Genomic DNA, 17,466 nt, shown 5'->3' with positions numbered 1-17,466 from the left:
CAATGGAAGATCAAAGAAAAACTGCCACCAAAGCCATTTGCTACCACTGTGGAGAAGATCTGCCCAAGATAAGATATCAAACAGACGATAAAGATTTTTGTTGTGCAGGCTGTATGGCTGTTTTCAAAATTCTTTCAGAAAACAACCTCTGCAATTATTATGTGTATAACAATAACCCAGGTCGGCAATTAAAAAATGAAAGCCACCTGGAATACCTTGACGATCCTAAAATTATTGATCAATTGCTTGATTACAAACATGAAAACTCAAGCATCATTACGTTTTACATTCCCGCCATCCACTGCAGTTCTTGTATTTGGTTGTTAGAACACCTTTATAAAATTAATGCGGCTATTTTCAGCTCTCGAATTGATTTTATAAAAAAGCAGGTAACCATTCACTTTAATCAGGAAGAAATTTCGTTAAAACATTTGGTCGAAACCTTAAATCAGATCGGTTACGAACCTTTAATCAGTCTTCAGGATGTAGTAAAGGCACACAGCAGTTCGGTTGATAAAACTTTGGTGCTGAAAATTGCTGTTGCAGGCTTTTTAATGGGGAACGTAATGCTTTTCAGCTTTCCAGAATACTTTGGTTTATCGGGTTTCGAAAAACAGTTCCAATATTTATTCGGCTGGTTAAACCTGGCATTTTCTATTCCCGCTGCTTTCTATTGTGGGCGAGATTATTTTACTTCGGCTATTACCAGTATCAAACACAAACACATCAATTTAGATACACCTTTAGCATTGATTATTGCCGTGTTGTTTTTACGTACTGCTTTTGAAGTCATTTTTGCCGCCGGACCAGGTTTTGCTGATACCTTAACTGGGCTGGTCTTTTTGCTTTTAATGGGCAAGTGGCTTAAACAGCGTACCTACCATCACATTTCGTTCGATCGTGACTACCGTTCTTATTTCCCGATTGCGGTTACTACCTTGCAAAATGGCAAAGAAAAACCTGTGCCTATTAATGACGTTAAAATAGGCGATAGGTTGTGGATCAGAAATGGAGAACTGGTACCGGCAGACGCTATTTTAATGAAAGGTGATGCCTGGGTAGACATGAGTTTTGTTACCGGCGAATCGGAACCGATACATAAGGTACTGGGTGAGATCATTTATGCAGGAGGGAGGCAGACTACCGAGGCCATAGAACTCGAAGTAATTAAACCGGTTTCACAGAGTTACCTCACCGGACTCTGGAATAATGACCATTACAAAAGTAATATCGAAAAACAGAACTTTAACGATTCGGTAGCTAAATATTTCACTCTTGGTGTTTTTCTAATAGCTTTTGCAGCTACTGCTTATTGGTTGTTTCAGCAGGATAGCCATAAGGCCTGGTCGGCATTTACCGCGGTCATTATTGTAGCTTGTCCATGTGTACTCGCTTTAAGCACGCCTTTCACTTTATCAGCCATTTTATCTGTGTTTGATAAAAAAGGATTTTATGTGAAAAATACTGATGCTGTTGAAGAACTGGCCAAATGCGATACGGTGATTTTCGATAAAACAGGAACATTAACCAGTAATGAAAACGCCGAGATTTCGTTTAGCGGATCTTTAACAAAAGAAGAAAAACTGATTGTAGCTTCGCTGTTGCGTAATTCAACCCATCCTTTAAGCCGACATATTTTAAAGGCCTTAAATGTAGAAAAATTTTATTCACTTAAAGATTATAAAGAATTGGTAGGCAAAGGCTTATCTGCTACAATAAACGATCATGGTATTTATGCAGGACATCTATCTATGCTGCCGATAACCGTGAAATCAGTAGGAGAAACCGGTGTACATATCCTGATCGATCATATTTATAAAGGTTGTTTTGATATTAAACAGCAATGGCGACCTGGATTGGGACAACTGGTTTCGAAACTATCTAAATTTGAACTTCAGGTTTTATCAGGCGATACGAACAAGGACCATTCTATGCTCAAGACTATTTTCCCTGAAAACACAACGATCAGGTTTCAACAGCGTCCTTACAAGAAACTTGATGCTGTTTTAAGTCTTCAGGATAAGGGAAATCACGTAATGATGTTAGGTGACGGGCTAAATGATGCCGGAGCTTTAAAGCAGAGCAATTTTGGGATAGCTTTAACTGATAACATCAATAACTTTACGCCGGGTTGCGATGCCATTCTACAAGGGAGCGCGTTAAACCTCCTTCCAAACTTTATCCAGCTTGGTAAAGATGGCCTAAAAGTGATTAAAATCAGTTTTGCAATCGCCACAGCCTATAATTGTATAGGTATTTATTATGCTGTACAGGGGACACTTTATCCATTGGTTGCAGCGGTGCTAATGCCTATTAGTACCGTTACCATTATTTTATTTACCACTTTGGCTACCCGCTGGTTTGCCCGTAAAAACAAACTGATATGAACATCCTTTACTTTTTGGTTGGCTGTAGCGTTTTAATGGCACTCATTTTTTTGGGTGCTTTCTTTTGGGCTTATAAAACCGGTCAGAATGATGATGTACATACTCCTGGTATGCGCATCTTGTTTGATGACGAAGTTGCTGCCGAAAAAAGTGAAGAAGATCACTTTTCCAGCTAACCGCTATCATCCTTTATCTCTTTGCTGCGGGATACCTTTGGTGTACAAAACATATAAAATTCCGCTTCTATTATGCAGCTAGAAAAATTTACTTACGATAACAGGATTGTCAGAAACTTTGGCATTGCCACCCTGGTTTGGGGCATCATCGGAATGACCGTTGGACTGCTTGTTGCCATGCAACTCTTTAAACCGGCAATGAACATGGGCAATCAGTATACCACCTTTGGTAGGATTAGGCCCTTACACACCAATGCGGTGATTTTTGCCTTTGTTGGAAATGCCATATTTATGGGCGTTTATTATTCGCTTCAGCGTTTACTTAAAGCCAGAATGTTTAGCGATGCGCTTAGCAAGATTCATTTTTGGGGCTGGCAGCTCATTATCCTATCGGCTGTAATCACCCTTCCACTAGGTTTTACCACCTCACACGAATATGCTGAACTCGAATGGCCAATCGATATTGCCATTACCATCATCTGGGTGGTTTTTGGTATCAACATGTTCGGAACCATTATCAAAAGGAGAGAGCGCCATCTCTATGTAGCGATCTGGTTTTACATTGCCACTTTTGTAACCATTGCTGTATTACACATCGTAAACTCTTTTGAGCTGCCTGTTTCTTTTATGAAAAGCTACTATTTGTATGCGGGCGTTCAGGATGCTTTGGTACAATGGTGGTACGGACATAATGCCGTAGCATTTTTCCTCACTACACCATATTTGGGGATGATGTATTATTTCTTGCCAAAAATGGCTGGCCGACCTGTTTACTCTTACAAGCTAAGTATTTTACACTTTTGGTCGCTCATTTTTATCTATATCTGGGCAGGTCCCCATCACTTATTATATACTTCATTACCGGGTTGGGCACAATCATTAGGGGTTGCATTTTCCATCATGTTAATTGCGCCAAGTTGGGGTGGTATGATTAATGGCTTGTTGACGCTTCGCGGTGCCTGGGATAAAGTAAGAGAAGATGTGACACTTAAATTTATGGTGGTTGCCCTTACCGCTTATGGTATGGCCACTTTTGAAGGTCCTTTATTATCGTTAAAACAAATTAATGGGGTAGCACACTTTACCGATTGGATTGTAGCCCACGTACATGTTGGCGCTTTGGGATGGAATGGATTTTTAACATTCGGCGTACTGTACTGGTTAATCCCACGTATTTATAAAACCGAAATCTACTCTAAAAAACTTGCTGGTTTCCACTTCTGGATCGGTACTTTGGGTATCCTCTTTTATGCCATCCCGATGTATTGGGCAGGTTTTACGCAAGGATTGATGTGGAAAGAATTTACCCCCGAAGGTTTATTGAAATACCCTAATTTTCTGGCCACCACATTACAGATTATCCCGATGCATGTTTTACGCTCTATCGGCGGCGCGCTTTATTTAACCGGAGTAATCGTAATGACCTATAACCTGGTCAAAACCATGCTGAGTGCTAAACTGGTAGCCAATGAAGCTGCAGAAACCATGCCTTTAGCTAAAATAGTGGTAGATAGCAGTCCGGCAGATAAAGCCTGGCACAGGGTGTTGGAACGTAAACCAATGAAATTCATGGTATTATCGCTGATCATTATCCTGATTGGTGGAATGGTAGAAATGATGCCAACTTTCACCATTCAATCTAACGTACCCACCATTGCAAGCGTAAAACCATATACTGCGCTTGAGCTGCAGGGCAGAGATTTGTACATCAGAGAAGGATGTGTAAACTGCCATTCGCAAACGGTCAGACCTTTCCGTTCAGAAACTGAACGTTATGGAGAATACAGTAAGGCGGGAGAATTTGTTTACGATCACCCGTTTTTGTGGGGCAGTAAACGTACCGGACCAGACCTTCACCGTGTAGGCGGAAAGTATTCTGATGCCTGGCATTACAATCACCTGGTTGATCCGACATCGATGTCGCCGGGAAGTATAATGCCACCATATCCTTGGCTTATCGAACAACAGCTGGATATCAGTACTACTGCAAGTAAAATCAAAGCGATGCAAACATTGGGCGTTCCGTATCCTGAAGGTTACGACAAACAGGCTAATGAAGATTTAAAAAAACAGGCCAATAAAATTGCTTTAGACCTGAAACAGAACAATATTAAGGTCAAAAGCGACCGTGAAATTGTAGCCATTATTGCTTACCTGCAACGACTGGGTACCGATATTAAAGCCAATAAAGAAACCATTCCATCAAACCAATAAGATATGTTCAATCAGATCAAAGATTTAGCCGGAGGCGAAATATACCTCGTTACCTCGCTGCTTATGTTCATGTTGTTTTTTGTAATTGTTGGGGTTTACCTCTTCAAATTAAGCAAAAACCATATCAAAACCATGAGTGAAATCCCTTTTCAAGATCATAATACCAATCCATATGAAGAAGATTAAACTATTATTATTTTCACTGTTTTTATCCGTGGCCACTTTTGCTTCAGAAGAAAAAGCAGCAAAAGAAGTAGCTCCTTCTGAGCCTGGATTAGGACTTAACCAATCTGAATTACTCATTGTACTGTTGTTATTATTAGCACTTGTGCTACTTTTTGTTTCGGTGACACTGCTCAATGCATTTAAAGTAATGTATCAGGAACAGTTAAATCCGACCAAATACAGTGGGCCTGTAAAGGAAGAAGCGCTTGATTATGATAGCTGGTTGAAACAGAAACCGGTAAAACCATCCATCTGGGCAAAAGTATTAGGCTTAAAACCTATTGAGGAAGAAAAAAACCTGGTTATTGATCACGCTTATGACGGTATTAAGGAATTGAATAATCCAGTGCCGGCATGGTTTAACTTCCTGTTTTTCGGCACGATGATCTTTGCTGCAGGTTATCTCTTTTATTATCACATCGGTGGTTATGGCGATCTACAGGATAAGGAATATGAAAATGAGATAGCGAAGGCGAAGATAGAAAAGGCAGCATTTCTCGAAAAATCTGCCAATACCATTGACGAAAACTCCGTAAAAGTTGATAATACACCAACCGTACTGGAAGAAGGGAAAACCATATTTAATGCCAACTGTGTGGTTTGCCATGGCGATAAAGGACAAGGTGTAATTGGCCCTAACTTAACCGATGATTACTGGTTGCATGGTGGGGGCATTAACAATGTATTTAAAACAATCAAATATGGTGTACCTGAAAAAGGAATGATCAGTTGGGAGAAAAACCTTAACCCTAAACAGATCAGTGCAGTTGCCAATTTTATCCTTTCGGTACATGGCAGTAATCCTCCAGGTGCAAAAGCTCCGCAAGGCGAAAAATACGAAGCGAAAGATGTAAAAGATAATGAGATGAAAGCAGCAAAAGACAGTGTAAATCAAGCCGATGTTACCAAAAAATAAATCAGCGAATAATAGCAGGGGCAAAAAAACAATTTATCCTAAAAAGCCGTCGGGTAAATTGTATACCTACCGCAAATGGGTTAGTTATGTCCTGTTATTGTTTCTGTTTTTCTGTCCATTGCTGAAATTTAATGGCGAGCAATTGGTACTGCTAAATTTCATCGAAAGGAAATTTGTTTTCTTTGGGTTGATTTTTACTCCACAGGATTTTTACCTGTTTGCAATTGCTATGCTCATCTTTATCATCTTCATTGTCTGTTTTACGGTAGTACTGGGCAGGCTTTGGTGCGGATGGGCCTGTCCGCAGACTATTTTTATGGAGATGGTGTTCCGCAGGATTGAATACTGGATAGAAGGCGATGCCAATAAGCAAAAGAAGCTGGATAATGGACCCTGGACCACAGAAAAGATATGGAAAAAAGGTGTAAAACATTTTATTTTCCTGTTCATTTCTTTTGCCATTGCCAATACTTTTTTGGCTTATATGATCGGTTCTGATATGCTATTTAAAATCATCACAGAACCTATCGCGCAACATCTTTCTGGTTTTGCATCCATCTGGTTGTTTACCTTTATTTTTTATGGCGTATTCGCATATTTACGTGAAGTGGTGTGTACTGTAATCTGTCCTTATGGCAGACTTCAAGGGGTGTTGCTCGATAACCAGAGCCTGGTTGTAGCTTATGATTTCACCAGGGGCGAACCCCGCGGGCATATGCAGCGAAATGCCATTGAACAAAAAACAGGCGATTGTATTGATTGTGGACTTTGTGTGCAGGTTTGTCCAACCGGGATTGATATCCGCAAGGGAACACAGCTAGAATGTGTAAATTGTACGGCTTGTATTGATTCCTGCAATGAGGTGATGCTAAAAACAAGCAAACCTAAAAACCTGATCGGTTTCTTTAACCAGGATTTTATTGCAAAACGCCAACCTTATAAAATTGCTTTAAAAGCATACGGGTATGCTGCGGTTCTGTTCGTCATAATAACGGTTTTCTCTTCGCTGATTTATAAAAGAGAAAGTATTCAAACCACCGTTTTAAGGGCGAGTGGTACTTTGTACCAGAGTAGGGGAACCTATAAAACCAGTAACCTTTACAACGCAGAGCTGGTAAACAAAACTAATAAAACAATAGAATTTACTTTCAAGCCTCAAGATAGTAGTGATCAGATCGATTTTATCCAAAAGGCAACTGTACTGCCAAAAGAACGTACCGCGCACCTCACTTTCTTTCTGATCAGGAAAAATGGTTTGATTAAAAAATATAAAACAGATGCAGTTTTCGAAGTGATTGCCAATGGCGAGGTGGTGAGTACTGCAACAACGAGTTTTTTTGCGCAGCCGAGTGGTAATGATTGAATGATGGAAGGAGTGAGGGATATAATGGTAAAATGATTGGAGTTCAATTCTTGAATCTGGAAATTGCTATTAAATTACACTCATTCTAAACTCAATCACTCACTGATTAAATTTTAAAAACAAAAACGTATGAATTGGGGAACGAAAATAGTAATGGGAATGTTTGCATTTATAATTTTTATTATAGCAATGGTAATTTATATGTTCCATATACACGGTAGAGATGCCCTGATTGAAGAAAATTACTACGAAAAGGGAATCAATTACAACGTGGAATATGATGCCAGACAAAATGTGTTACAGGATGATGCGAAGCCTCAAATTACCATTACCAATACACAGTTGGTGATAAAGTTAAAAGACAGTGCAGAATACGAACTGGTGCTCATGCGGGCCTCCAACAGTGATGATGATGTTAAAATGAATGGAAATACAACCGGAACCTCGAATCTTATCCTGGTAGATCGAGCTAAAATGGCTAAGGGCATGTGGTTTATCAACCTTTCATGGCATAACAATAGTGGCAAGAAATATCTGTTTAAAAATAACATTACTTTATGACAAGCTATTTGCCATTGGCATTTTTGATGGGGCTTTTTGGAAGCCTCCATTGCGCAGTAATGTGCGGACCCATTATGCTGGGTATGCCTTTTAGAAAACAAAATTTATTTTTAACTGCATTTCAATTGCTGTTATATCAACTCGGCAGGATTACAGTTTATACTATTTTAGGTTCGCTGGTTGGGCTATTAGGAAGCAGTATAAACCTGTTCAGTAATCAAAAAACCTTGAGTATTTTTATTGGTTCGATGTTGATTATATTCACCGTCTTACAGTTTAATAAAAGCTATACAAATCGAGTTTCCAACCTTCAGTTAAGCGCAATGAATCCACTAAGCAAAATACTGGGTAAAGTATTTGATTTAAAATTTTGGGGATTATTTGCAGGCATGCTGAATGGCATTATTCCTTGCGGAATGGTTTACCTGGCTCTGGCAACAGCTTTAAATACGGGCAACGTGCAATCGGGTGCTATATTTATGTTTCTTTTTGGTTTGGGTACCACGCCGCTCATGCTAATGATCTCGCTTGGGGGAATCTTTTTGAAAAAGTATATCCGTTTTAACACCAACAGGCTGATTCCATGGTTAATGTTTTTTATGGGCGCTTTACTTATTTTGCGTTCTGCCGATTTGGACATTCCATTTTTTTCTCCTAAAAACACGGGGGGTTACCGCCATTCTATAGAATGTAAATAATTAACAGCCATCACTATGGTAATAATCAAAATTTCAATTCAGAGCAGACCAACCCCTATCAAATTAAAATCAATAATGTCTTATAATTAATATTATGTTAAGTTGTGGTTTCTTATATAGCTCCTATTATCACGAATCTTTAAATTAACTATAATTCCTGAAGTTTTCGATTTAACTCCTGAACTTTGTCGGTAACTTTCTTTTTCGAGTAAATATCAATCAGTAATTGAACAGTTTTTTTATCGTTCGGGTTAATTTCGTTCGCACGCTGTAAAGCAAACTGCGCATGGTTAATCAATCCATTATATTTAGCAGCTTTGTCTGCTTCATTTTTTTTCAATGTTTCGTTAGCTGTATTAATATAAGCTAAACTCAATTGATACAAAGCGTCAAAATAATTCTGATCAGTTGACAATGCCCTATCATAAGCTAAAATAGCTGTAGCGTTATTACCGTCAATTTGTTGTAGGTATCCGTAAAGAAAATACAGTAATTTATTTCCTTTCTCTACTTTTAAATTACTTTCGATCAATCCTTGTGCTTTACTGTAATTTTCAGTATCCAGTAATAGATTGATATAATCGTTGGTTAAAAACCGGTTGAACGGATTAAGCGACAATCCATCTTCTAGAGTTTTAATTGCGGTTTCAGTTTCTGACTTAACAACGTACATCTGGGCCATTTTCTGAAAAACTGATGGATTTTTGATTCCATTTTCCTTAGCGCGTTTGAAATAGGTTAAAGCTTCATCATAAGCCTGGATATTTAAGGCGCAAATAGCCGTATTTAAGGCCAAGGTCGTATCAGCAGGAAAATTATCTCCTACATCCTTTAAATCTGCAAATGCTTCTTTAAAATCATTGTTGAAGAAAGCTTCGTTGCCTTTATCTTGCTTTTTGATTAGTATATTGTGTTCTGAAGCCTTAATCAAACCTGAATTGTCATCGTAACGATCAAGTGATTTTGCTTTCGCAACAGCGTCAATCGCATTGTCATAATATTTATTGGCATTATTTGGATCGGTATCGATTAACGTGGCAAAAGACATCAGGTAAGATTTTATTGACCAGGTCTCGGCCCATTTTTTTGTCTTGTTGTCTTTTTCTGCAGATTCAATAGCTTTTATACCTTCATTTATAATAGCCAATTGCTTTTTTTCATCTTCTTTATTAGCAATGGCAGCCTGAAGTTTACCTACTGCATTCCGGGCAATCAAGATCTGGCTTTTTTGAGCCACAGCAGTAAAGGAAACGAAAATTAAGGCGATTAATGATATTTTAAAGCAATTTTGCATAAGCTAAATGATATAGTAAAACCGTAATAAACCATAAAAATAAACATAAAAAAAAGAGCCCCGAAATTTCGGGGCTCTTTTTTTAGATCGGTATCAGAATTATTCTTTAGGCAATGCATCTAAACGTTTCTTGATATCTTCATAATTTTTGGTATCGTTTCTGAAAGCATAGATTGTTTTCAAAGTTTCTAAAGCGCCTTGATTTTTAGCATCAACTTCTAAAGCTTTTTTGTAAAAAGGAAGCGATTTATCCAACAAAGCATTCATTTTACCAGTTACTTCGTTAAATTCTTTCACTTTTTTAGGATCAATTTTATTTCTATCAGCCTGTAATTTTAAAGCCTGACTGAAATAGATATTACCTAGTAAAACCTGATAGCTGGCATTATTCGGTTCTTTTGTAGCCAGAGCTGTTAACATCTGCTCAGATTTTGCTGCATCACCCCTATCAATATAAATCTGTGTTTCAGTTTTGATCCAATCCGTATTTTCAGGAAATTTTGCAGTAGCCTCTTTAATTACGGCTAAGGCAGCTGTGGTATCTTTTTGCTTGCTTAACGTGGCATTGAGAATTTCAGAATATAAATCTTTAGATTGTGGTGAATTTAAAGAGATCACTTTTTTAAATTGGGTGATCATCGCTGGATAATCCTCAATGTTTCTAGCTGCAATACCAGCATTTAAATACATGGCAGTGTCTTGTGGATTGATTACGGTCGCGGCAACAAATTTTTCGTAAGCTGTTTTGTAATCTTTTTTGTTATAGGCAATTACACCACCATTTCTAATGGCATTGCTAACATTGGTTTCAGCTAAACTAATGTTATCTTTTTCATTGCCTTTGGTATCTAATTTCTTTGCCTCAACGATTGCATCCTGAGCAATTTTTAAATTTGCATCAGCGTTTGCAGTACTGGTTGAGTCCAAAATTGCAGCAGAGGAAGCAAACAAAGCACGGTATGACCAGGCTTCAGGCATCACCTTAGATTTATCATCAGCAATGGCTTTATCTGTATGGGCTAAACCTTTTGCTAAAGCTTCAAGTTTTTTTTCTAATGGAGTTGATGCGTTAGAATTGGTGATCTGGAACAAATTCCAATCGTTTTTCGCGGCATTAACTTCACTTTTTTGTGCAAATGCAGCGCTTACCGCACCTGCTAAAACTATACTTAGAAATACTTTTTTCATAATTTTATGCTAATCTTATTTTTAGTTTAATTTTCTTCTTTCGTTTCGTCATCTGATTCGCCTTCTTCTTCAGTATCATCCGCCTCCGGCGTATTATCTGCTTCCAGTTCCTCGCCATCTGTAACTACTACATCAGTCAAATCTACTGTTTCTTCCTCGTCTTCCTCATGGTCGATTTTAGTTACAGAAGCAATTTCGTCATCACCTTTTAATGAGATTAAACGAACTCCTTGTGTGGCACGGCCCATTACCCTCAACGCTGAAACCGGAATTCTGATAACAATGCCTGAACGGTTAATAATCATCAAATCTTCGCTATCAGTAACGTCTTTTATCGAAACTAATTGTCCGGTTTTTTCTGTAACGTTAATTGTTTTTACTCCTTTACCTCCACGGTTGGTCACACGGTAATCTTCAATATCGGTACGCTTACCATATCCTTTTTCTGATACTACTAACACCGTAACTTCAGGATTGTTTACAGCAATCATGCCAACAACTTCGTCTTGATCATGCGCAAGCCTCACACCTCGTACACCTGTAGCGGTTCTACCCATCGGACGAACGGTTTTTTCATTGAAACGTATAGCCCTGCCTGAACGTAATGCCATTACAATTTCGCTTTCGCCATTGGTTAAACAAGCCTCAAGCAAGATATCTCCTTCATTAATGTTAATGGCATTGATACCATTTACACGTGGTCTTGAATAGGCTTCTAGAGAAGTTTTCTTTATGGTACCTTTTTTAGTACACATAATAATGAAATTGTTCTCCAGATATTCCTGATCTTTAAGATTTTTTACTTTAATATAGGCCTTAATTTTCTCTTCTTTAGGGATGTTGATGATATTCTGTATCGCTCTTCCTTTACTTGTTCTTGAACCTTCTGGGATTTCGTACACCCTTAGCCAGAAACACCTTCCGGCTTCAGTAAAGAATAACATATAATTGTGGTTGGTGGCAACCAGCATGTGCTCAATAAAATCTTCGTTTCTTGAGGTACTGCCTTTAGCGCCTTTACCACCCCTGCCCTGCGCTTTGAATTCGCTAGCTGGCGTACGTTTAACATAACCTTCATGAGAGATGGTAATTACCACTTCTTCATCATCGATGAAATCTTCCATGCTCATGTCTTCAGCCGAGTGAACGATTGTGGTTTTACGCTCATCACCAAACTTCTGTTTTACTTCTTCCAGCTCATCTTTAATTATTTTCATCCGCAAACCTTCGTCTGTAAGAATAGATTTCAAATATTCGATGGTTTTCATCAATTCGGCATATTCTTCTTTGATCTTATCACGTTCTAGTCCTGTTAAACGACGTAAGGTCATATCAAGGATAGCACGTGCCTGAAGGTCACTAAGTCCGAATTTCTCCATCAAACCTAAGCGAGCCTCATCTGGTGTTTCAGAGGCACGAATCAATTTAATTACTTCATCTAAATGATCCAAAGCAATTAAATAACCTTCTAAAATATGTGCGCGTTTTTCGGCTTCAGCCAACTCGTATTTGGTACGGCGAACAATTACATCGTGGCGGTGATCCACAAAATGCACAATCAAATCCTTTAGATTTAACATTTGTGGACGGCCTTTCACCAATGCAATGTTATTTACGCTGAATGAAGTTTGTAGGGCAGTATATTTATATAAGTTGTTTAAAACGATAGAGGCATTGGCATCGCGTTTAATTTCATACACGATACGGATCCCATCTTTGTTCGATTCGTCTTTAATATTGGCAATACCTTCCAGTTTTTTCTCACCTACCAGTTCAGCAGTACGCTCAATCATCTGGGCTTTGTTTACCTGGTAAGGAATTTCAGTAACAATAATTACTTCACGGTCTTTTATGCTTTCTATTTCAGCTTTGGCACGCATGACAATACGCCCACGGCCGGTTTCGAATGCCTCTTTAACACCAGTATATCCATAAATGATACCACCTGTAGGGAAATCAGGAGCTTTTACAAACTTCATTAATTCCTCTATTGTAATATCTCTGTTGTCGATATAATTAACCACCCCATCAATTACTTCTGTTAAATTGTGGGGAGCCATATTAGTGGCCATACCAACCGCAATACCAGAAGATCCGTTAACCAGTAAGTTAGGGATTTTGGCAGGTAAAACAGTCGGCTCCTGTAAAGTATCATCAAAGTTGAGCTGAAAATCGACTGTATCTTTGTTGATATCGGCAAGCATTTCTTCAGCGATTTTTGAAAAACGTGCCTCTGTATAACGCATGGCCGCTGGAGAATCGCCATCAATGTGGCCAAAGTTTCCCTGACCATCAACCATTGGATAACGTAAGCTCCAATCCTGAGCCATACGTACCATGGTAAAATATACAGATGCATCACCATGTGGGTGATATTTACCTAAAACCTCCCCTACAATACGGGCAGATTTTTTATGTGGTTTATTGCTGGTTACACCAAGATCGAGCATACCATATAAAACGCGGCGGTGTACCGGTTTTAATCCATCGCGTACATCAGGCAAGGCCCTTGATACGATAACTGACATTGAGTAATCAATGTAAGCCGATTTCATCTGCTCTTCTATGTTAATTGGAATGATTTTGTCGTTCTGCTGATTTTCTAAATCTTCTGCCATAAATTATTATTCTCGCTACTTAAAACGATATTAAAAAAGGGTGTTACTATAACCTTGCGAATTTAGCAAAATTTAGCCGGATTAAGGCATTGTGGAAAATTTTTGACCGTTGTTATAGGTTTTTGATGTCTGATTGATTTTTAATTTATTGAGAGCGAGTTTAACGCATTTTTTTTTTCGAAACCTATAAGGTTTGTAACTAAAATTTACATTCTTCAGTAATTCTGATACTTTTGTTTTTCAACCTTTTAAAGATGGCAAACGAGACGAAATCCGCGATGAGTTTTATTATGGTAACCCTCCTGATTGATTTTACAGGTTTTGGTATCATTATTCCGGTTTTACCAAAGCTCATACAGGATTTAACCGGTAGCGGCTTCGGTTTGGCCGCAGAATATGGAGTCTGGCTCACATTGGCCTATGCGTCAGTACAATTTCTTAGCGCTCCAATTATTGGTGCATTAAGCGATCGATATGGGCGAAGGCCTGTATTGTTAAGCTCTTTGTTCGGTTTAGGCATCGATTATATCTTTTTAGCCTTCGCCCCTTCCATTGTATGGCTGTTCGTAGGCCGCATCATTGCAGGTATTACGGGTGCCAGTTTTACAACCGCGCAGGCTTACATTGCAGATGTGTCGGCTCCCGAAAAAAGGGCACAGAATTTTGGTTTGGTTGGTGCTGCATTTGGAGTTGGTTTTATTTTGGGCCCGGTTTTAGGCGGCGTCTTCAGTCACTTTGGCACCCGTGTTCCTTTTATGGTTGCTGCAGGTTTATCCTTAGTGAACTGGCTTTATGGTTATTTTATATTGCCAGAATCTTTACCGGTTGAGAAACGCAGGGCTTTTAACTGGAAACGAGCCAACCCTATTGGCTCGTTACGCAGTATTGGTAAGTATCCGGCTTTGGCAGGTTTAATGGCTACCTTGTTTTTATTGTACTTTTCAAGTCACTCGGTTCAATCTAACTGGACATTTTACACCATGGAGAAATTTAATTGGGATGCGGCCTGGGTGGGTTATTCATTAGGCTTTGTGGGTTTGGTTATCGGCATTGTACAGGGTGGATTAATCAGGTTAATTTTACCAAAAATAGGAGAAAAAAAAGCGGTCTATTTTGGTCTTATCTTATATGTAGTTGGCTTTGTAGCCTTTGCCTTCGCGTCTAAAGGCTGGATGATGTTTGCTTTTATGCTTCCATACGGTTTGGCTGGAATTGGCGGTCCTGCTATGCAAGGACTCATTTCTAATCAGGTACCTGCAAATGCACAAGGCGAAATGCAAGGTGTTTTGACTGGTTTACAAAGTTTGGCTGCCATATTTGCACCTTGGGTAATGACACATATTTTCGCTTATTTTATTGAAGGAAAAGCACCTTTTTATTTCCCTGGGGCACCATTCATACTAAGTGCGGTATTAACTTTGATCGGGTTATTTATTTGCTTGAGAAGTTTGAAGAAATATCATTGAGAATCAAATTAATTATGCCGCTACCGAATAATCGTTATCTTTGATATAACATCGCGCTACTGTTTACCTAACCATCTAAAATTGCAAGCATACTTCCTCGTTGTTGATACCGAAACCTCGGGCCTGCCTAAAAATTGGACGGCACCTTATTCTAAGGAAAAGAACTGGCCATATATTGTTCAAATTGCCTGGATTATTTATGATCAATCCTATCAGGAAATAAAGCGCGAAAATCATTATATTAAAAATACTGATTTCACAATTGATCAGGCTGCATTGAAGATTCACAAAATCACACCCGAATACCTACATGAACATGGAGAAAACAAAGAACAGGTGATGTTGCAGTTTTCTGAAGATATAGAAAAGTACAAACCATTGGTTATCGGACACTTTATTGAACTGGATTATCACATGGTAAATGTTGAACTTCAACGTCTTGGCAAAGTAAATACATTTAAAAACCTTCCATTTTTCTGTACAATGAAGGCAAGTGCACCTTACATTACCAATACTATAATCAGCCATTTAAAACTGGATAAATTTTACACCATTTTATTTAATGAAGTGCCCGAAAATATCCACAATGCTTTATCTGATACGCTAAATACCGCAAAGATTTTTTTTCACCTATTAAAAACAGGTAAAATTAACTTAACTTCAATCTACCAACAAGAGCATACTTTTAACATGGAGAAAGTACAGAGAAAAGAATTTTCGTTTAAAAGAATTTTACAGGAACTTTTTAATGGAAGATAGATTAGCCGATCAAATTTATACTGCCCGCATTGGAGACATTACTTTCAGAAAAATTGTGAGCTGTAGCCCCGGCACACCAATTTTTGAAGCTGCAATTAAAATGTCGGAACAGAAAACCAGCTGTCTTTTTATTAAAAATGATCTGGGCGATTATTTAGGCTTCGTAACTGATATCACTTTAAGAGATAATGTCATCGCCAAACAACTGAGTGCAACTTTGCCTATTGACGAAGTGATGGATGCCAATATCATGACCATAACGCCAGATGCTTATGTTTATGAGGCAATATTGATGATGTTCAGTAAAAAATCGCGCTATCTATTGGTAAATGACAATGGAAATTTTGTTGGTTTTTTGAGTAGAAACCGTCTTTTAAGCGAACAGGCAGAGTCTCCACTGGTATTTATCCAATCGGTAAAATCGGCTGTAAATACCAGCGATTTAAAATTAAAATGGCAAAAAGTACCTGGCATCGTATCTAAGTTACTGACCAGAGGTGTGCATTCGAAAATTGTAAATGAAGTAGTTACCACGATTGCAGATACGATTTCTTTTAAGATTATTGAAGATGTTATTGCCAGATTAGGTCCACCGCCAGCGAAATTTGTGTTTATGGTTTTGGGTAGTGAGGGAAGAAAAGAGCTTAGTTTAAAAACCGATCAGGACAATGCTATTATATATGAAGATACGGCGGAAGAGAATAGGGCAGCCGTACGCTCTTATTTCCTTGATCTGGCAACGCAAGTTTCTGATAAACTAAATTTTGTAGGCTTTGTATATTGTGATGGAGATTATATGGCCACCAATCCAAACTGGACGCATTCATTATCCCACTGGAAGTATAATTATAAAAATTGGATTGAAGAAGCATTGCCTGAAACGGCTGTGAAATTTGCCGCATTTTTTGATTGCAGGGCGATTTATGGCGATTTGGCTATAATGGAAAGCTTAAGGTCTTTCGTGGATGAGGAATTGCAAAAACCTATTGAAAAATTCTACGTATACCTGGCCAAAAACGCTTTACTTTATGAACCGCCCCTCACCTATTTTAAAAATATCAGAACGCAAAAAATCCACAAAAAAGAGGTATTTGATATTAAAACAGCCATGACCCCAATTGTGGATTTAGCGAGGGTTTATGCTTTACAAAATAGGATTTTTCAAAAGGAGAATACCGGTGAACGTTTAAAGGCTTTAAGAGACTTTGGAGTTTTTAGTGAAAAGCAATTCAATGAACTTTCACAATCTTATTATTACCTGATGGGTTTAAGATTAAAACATCAGGCCAATCAGATTATCAATGATCAAGCTGCCCCGAATAATTTTATTGAAATTGACAGTTTAACCAAAATTGAAAAGGTAACACTGATTGAAATATTTAAAATAATCCTCAACTTTCAGAGTGGGATCAGAATGAAGTTTACCAATAGCTTGGGTTAGGCTTAGTGCCTAGGGCTTTTGATACTTAAGCGTTTATAATACCCGGCCTTCATGCTGAATTTATTTCAGCAACTATCATACTTAACACGTTAATGGAAGACCCTGAAATAAATTACCTTCGGTGAGCTCGCTTACGGTTCGGTTTACTGCGTAGCTTTCC

Annotated in this window: 14 protein-coding genes; 11 read left to right on the top strand and 3 right to left on the bottom strand. The window is 38.4% G+C overall.

The window, feature by feature from the left end; translation table 11 throughout:
• Nucleotides 1-2: 2 nt before the first annotated feature.
• From PGN18_RS18365 to PGN18_RS18330, 8 genes are all read left to right on the top strand, one after another.
• Complete coding sequence (locus PGN18_RS18365; protein ID WP_335321050.1) at nt 3-2,387, top strand: heavy metal translocating P-type ATPase; 2,385 nt, start codon at nt 3-5, stop codon at nt 2,385-2,387.
• Nucleotides 2,384-2,563 (top strand): cbb3-type cytochrome oxidase assembly protein CcoS, encoded by a 180-nt coding sequence (gene ccoS, locus PGN18_RS18360; RefSeq protein ID WP_335321049.1) that lies wholly within the window; start codon nt 2,384-2,386, stop codon nt 2,561-2,563. The genes PGN18_RS18365 and ccoS overlap by 4 nt, the downstream gene beginning before the upstream one ends.
• 72 nt (nt 2,564-2,635) lie before the next feature.
• Entirely contained in the window at nt 2,636-4,777 is a 2,142-nt protein-coding gene (ccoN, locus tag PGN18_RS18355; RefSeq protein WP_335321048.1) for a cytochrome-c oxidase, cbb3-type subunit I, read from the top strand.
• Between the two features lie 3 nt (nt 4,778-4,780).
• The gene (locus tag PGN18_RS18350; RefSeq protein WP_335321047.1) at nt 4,781-4,963 is read left to right on the top strand and encodes a hypothetical protein; all 183 of its coding nucleotides are present in this window, start codon (nt 4,781-4,783) and stop codon (nt 4,961-4,963) included.
• On the top strand, nt 4,950-5,918 hold the full coding sequence (locus PGN18_RS18345; RefSeq protein WP_335321046.1) for a cbb3-type cytochrome c oxidase N-terminal domain-containing protein: 969 nt from the start codon (nt 4,950-4,952) through the stop codon (nt 5,916-5,918). The genes PGN18_RS18350 and PGN18_RS18345 overlap by 14 nt, the downstream gene beginning before the upstream one ends.
• On the top strand, nt 5,902-7,281 hold the full coding sequence (ccoG, locus tag PGN18_RS18340; RefSeq protein ID WP_335321045.1) for a cytochrome c oxidase accessory protein CcoG: 1,380 nt from the start codon (nt 5,902-5,904) through the stop codon (nt 7,279-7,281). Before PGN18_RS18345 ends, ccoG begins: the two co-directional genes overlap by 17 nt.
• 129 nt (nt 7,282-7,410) lie before the next feature.
• Complete coding sequence (locus tag PGN18_RS18335) at nt 7,411-7,842, top strand: FixH family protein (protein WP_335321044.1); 432 nt, start codon at nt 7,411-7,413, stop codon at nt 7,840-7,842.
• Entirely contained in the window at nt 7,839-8,540 is a 702-nt protein-coding gene (locus PGN18_RS18330) for a sulfite exporter TauE/SafE family protein (RefSeq protein ID WP_335321043.1), read from the top strand. The genes PGN18_RS18335 and PGN18_RS18330 overlap by 4 nt, the downstream gene beginning before the upstream one ends.
• 148 nt (nt 8,541-8,688) lie before the next feature.
• Here the strand turns inward: PGN18_RS18330 and PGN18_RS18325 are convergent, their stop codons facing one another.
• From PGN18_RS18325 to gyrA, 3 genes are all read right to left on the bottom strand, one after another.
• Nucleotides 8,689-9,834: a tetratricopeptide repeat protein gene (locus PGN18_RS18325; protein WP_335321042.1), complete on the bottom strand. Its 1,146-nt coding sequence runs from the start codon at nt 9,832-9,834 to the stop codon at nt 8,689-8,691.
• A gap of 99 nt (nt 9,835-9,933) precedes the next feature.
• Complete coding sequence (locus tag PGN18_RS18320) at nt 9,934-11,022, bottom strand: tetratricopeptide repeat protein (RefSeq protein WP_335321041.1); 1,089 nt, start codon at nt 11,020-11,022, stop codon at nt 9,934-9,936.
• A gap of 26 nt (nt 11,023-11,048) precedes the next feature.
• Nucleotides 11,049-13,640, bottom strand: coding sequence for a DNA gyrase subunit A (gyrA, locus tag PGN18_RS18315; protein WP_335321040.1), 2,592 nt, complete (start codon nt 13,638-13,640; stop codon nt 11,049-11,051).
• 254 nt (nt 13,641-13,894) lie between these two features.
• Here gyrA and PGN18_RS18310 point away from each other — a divergent pair, with 254 nt between their 5' ends.
• The 3 genes from PGN18_RS18310 to PGN18_RS18300 all read left to right on the top strand — a co-directional run bounded on the left by PGN18_RS18310 (nt 13,895) and on the right by PGN18_RS18300 (nt 17,306).
• Nucleotides 13,895-15,106, top strand: coding sequence for a TCR/Tet family MFS transporter (locus tag PGN18_RS18310; protein ID WP_335321039.1), 1,212 nt, complete (start codon nt 13,895-13,897; stop codon nt 15,104-15,106).
• Between the two features lie 81 nt (nt 15,107-15,187).
• Complete coding sequence (locus PGN18_RS18305) at nt 15,188-15,865, top strand: 3'-5' exonuclease (protein WP_335321038.1); 678 nt, start codon at nt 15,188-15,190, stop codon at nt 15,863-15,865.
• On the top strand, nt 15,855-17,306 hold the full coding sequence (locus PGN18_RS18300) for a DUF294 nucleotidyltransferase-like domain-containing protein (protein WP_335321037.1): 1,452 nt from the start codon (nt 15,855-15,857) through the stop codon (nt 17,304-17,306). The genes PGN18_RS18305 and PGN18_RS18300 overlap by 11 nt, the downstream gene beginning before the upstream one ends.
• Nucleotides 17,307-17,466 lie beyond the last annotated feature (160 nt).

This window comes from Pedobacter terrae (genome assembly GCF_036946585.1).
Lineage (GTDB): Bacteria > Bacteroidota > Bacteroidia > Sphingobacteriales > Sphingobacteriaceae > Pedobacter > Pedobacter terrae_C.
Note: the sequence above shows the minus strand (reverse complement) of the source record. Positions and strands in the feature narration are given on the sequence as shown.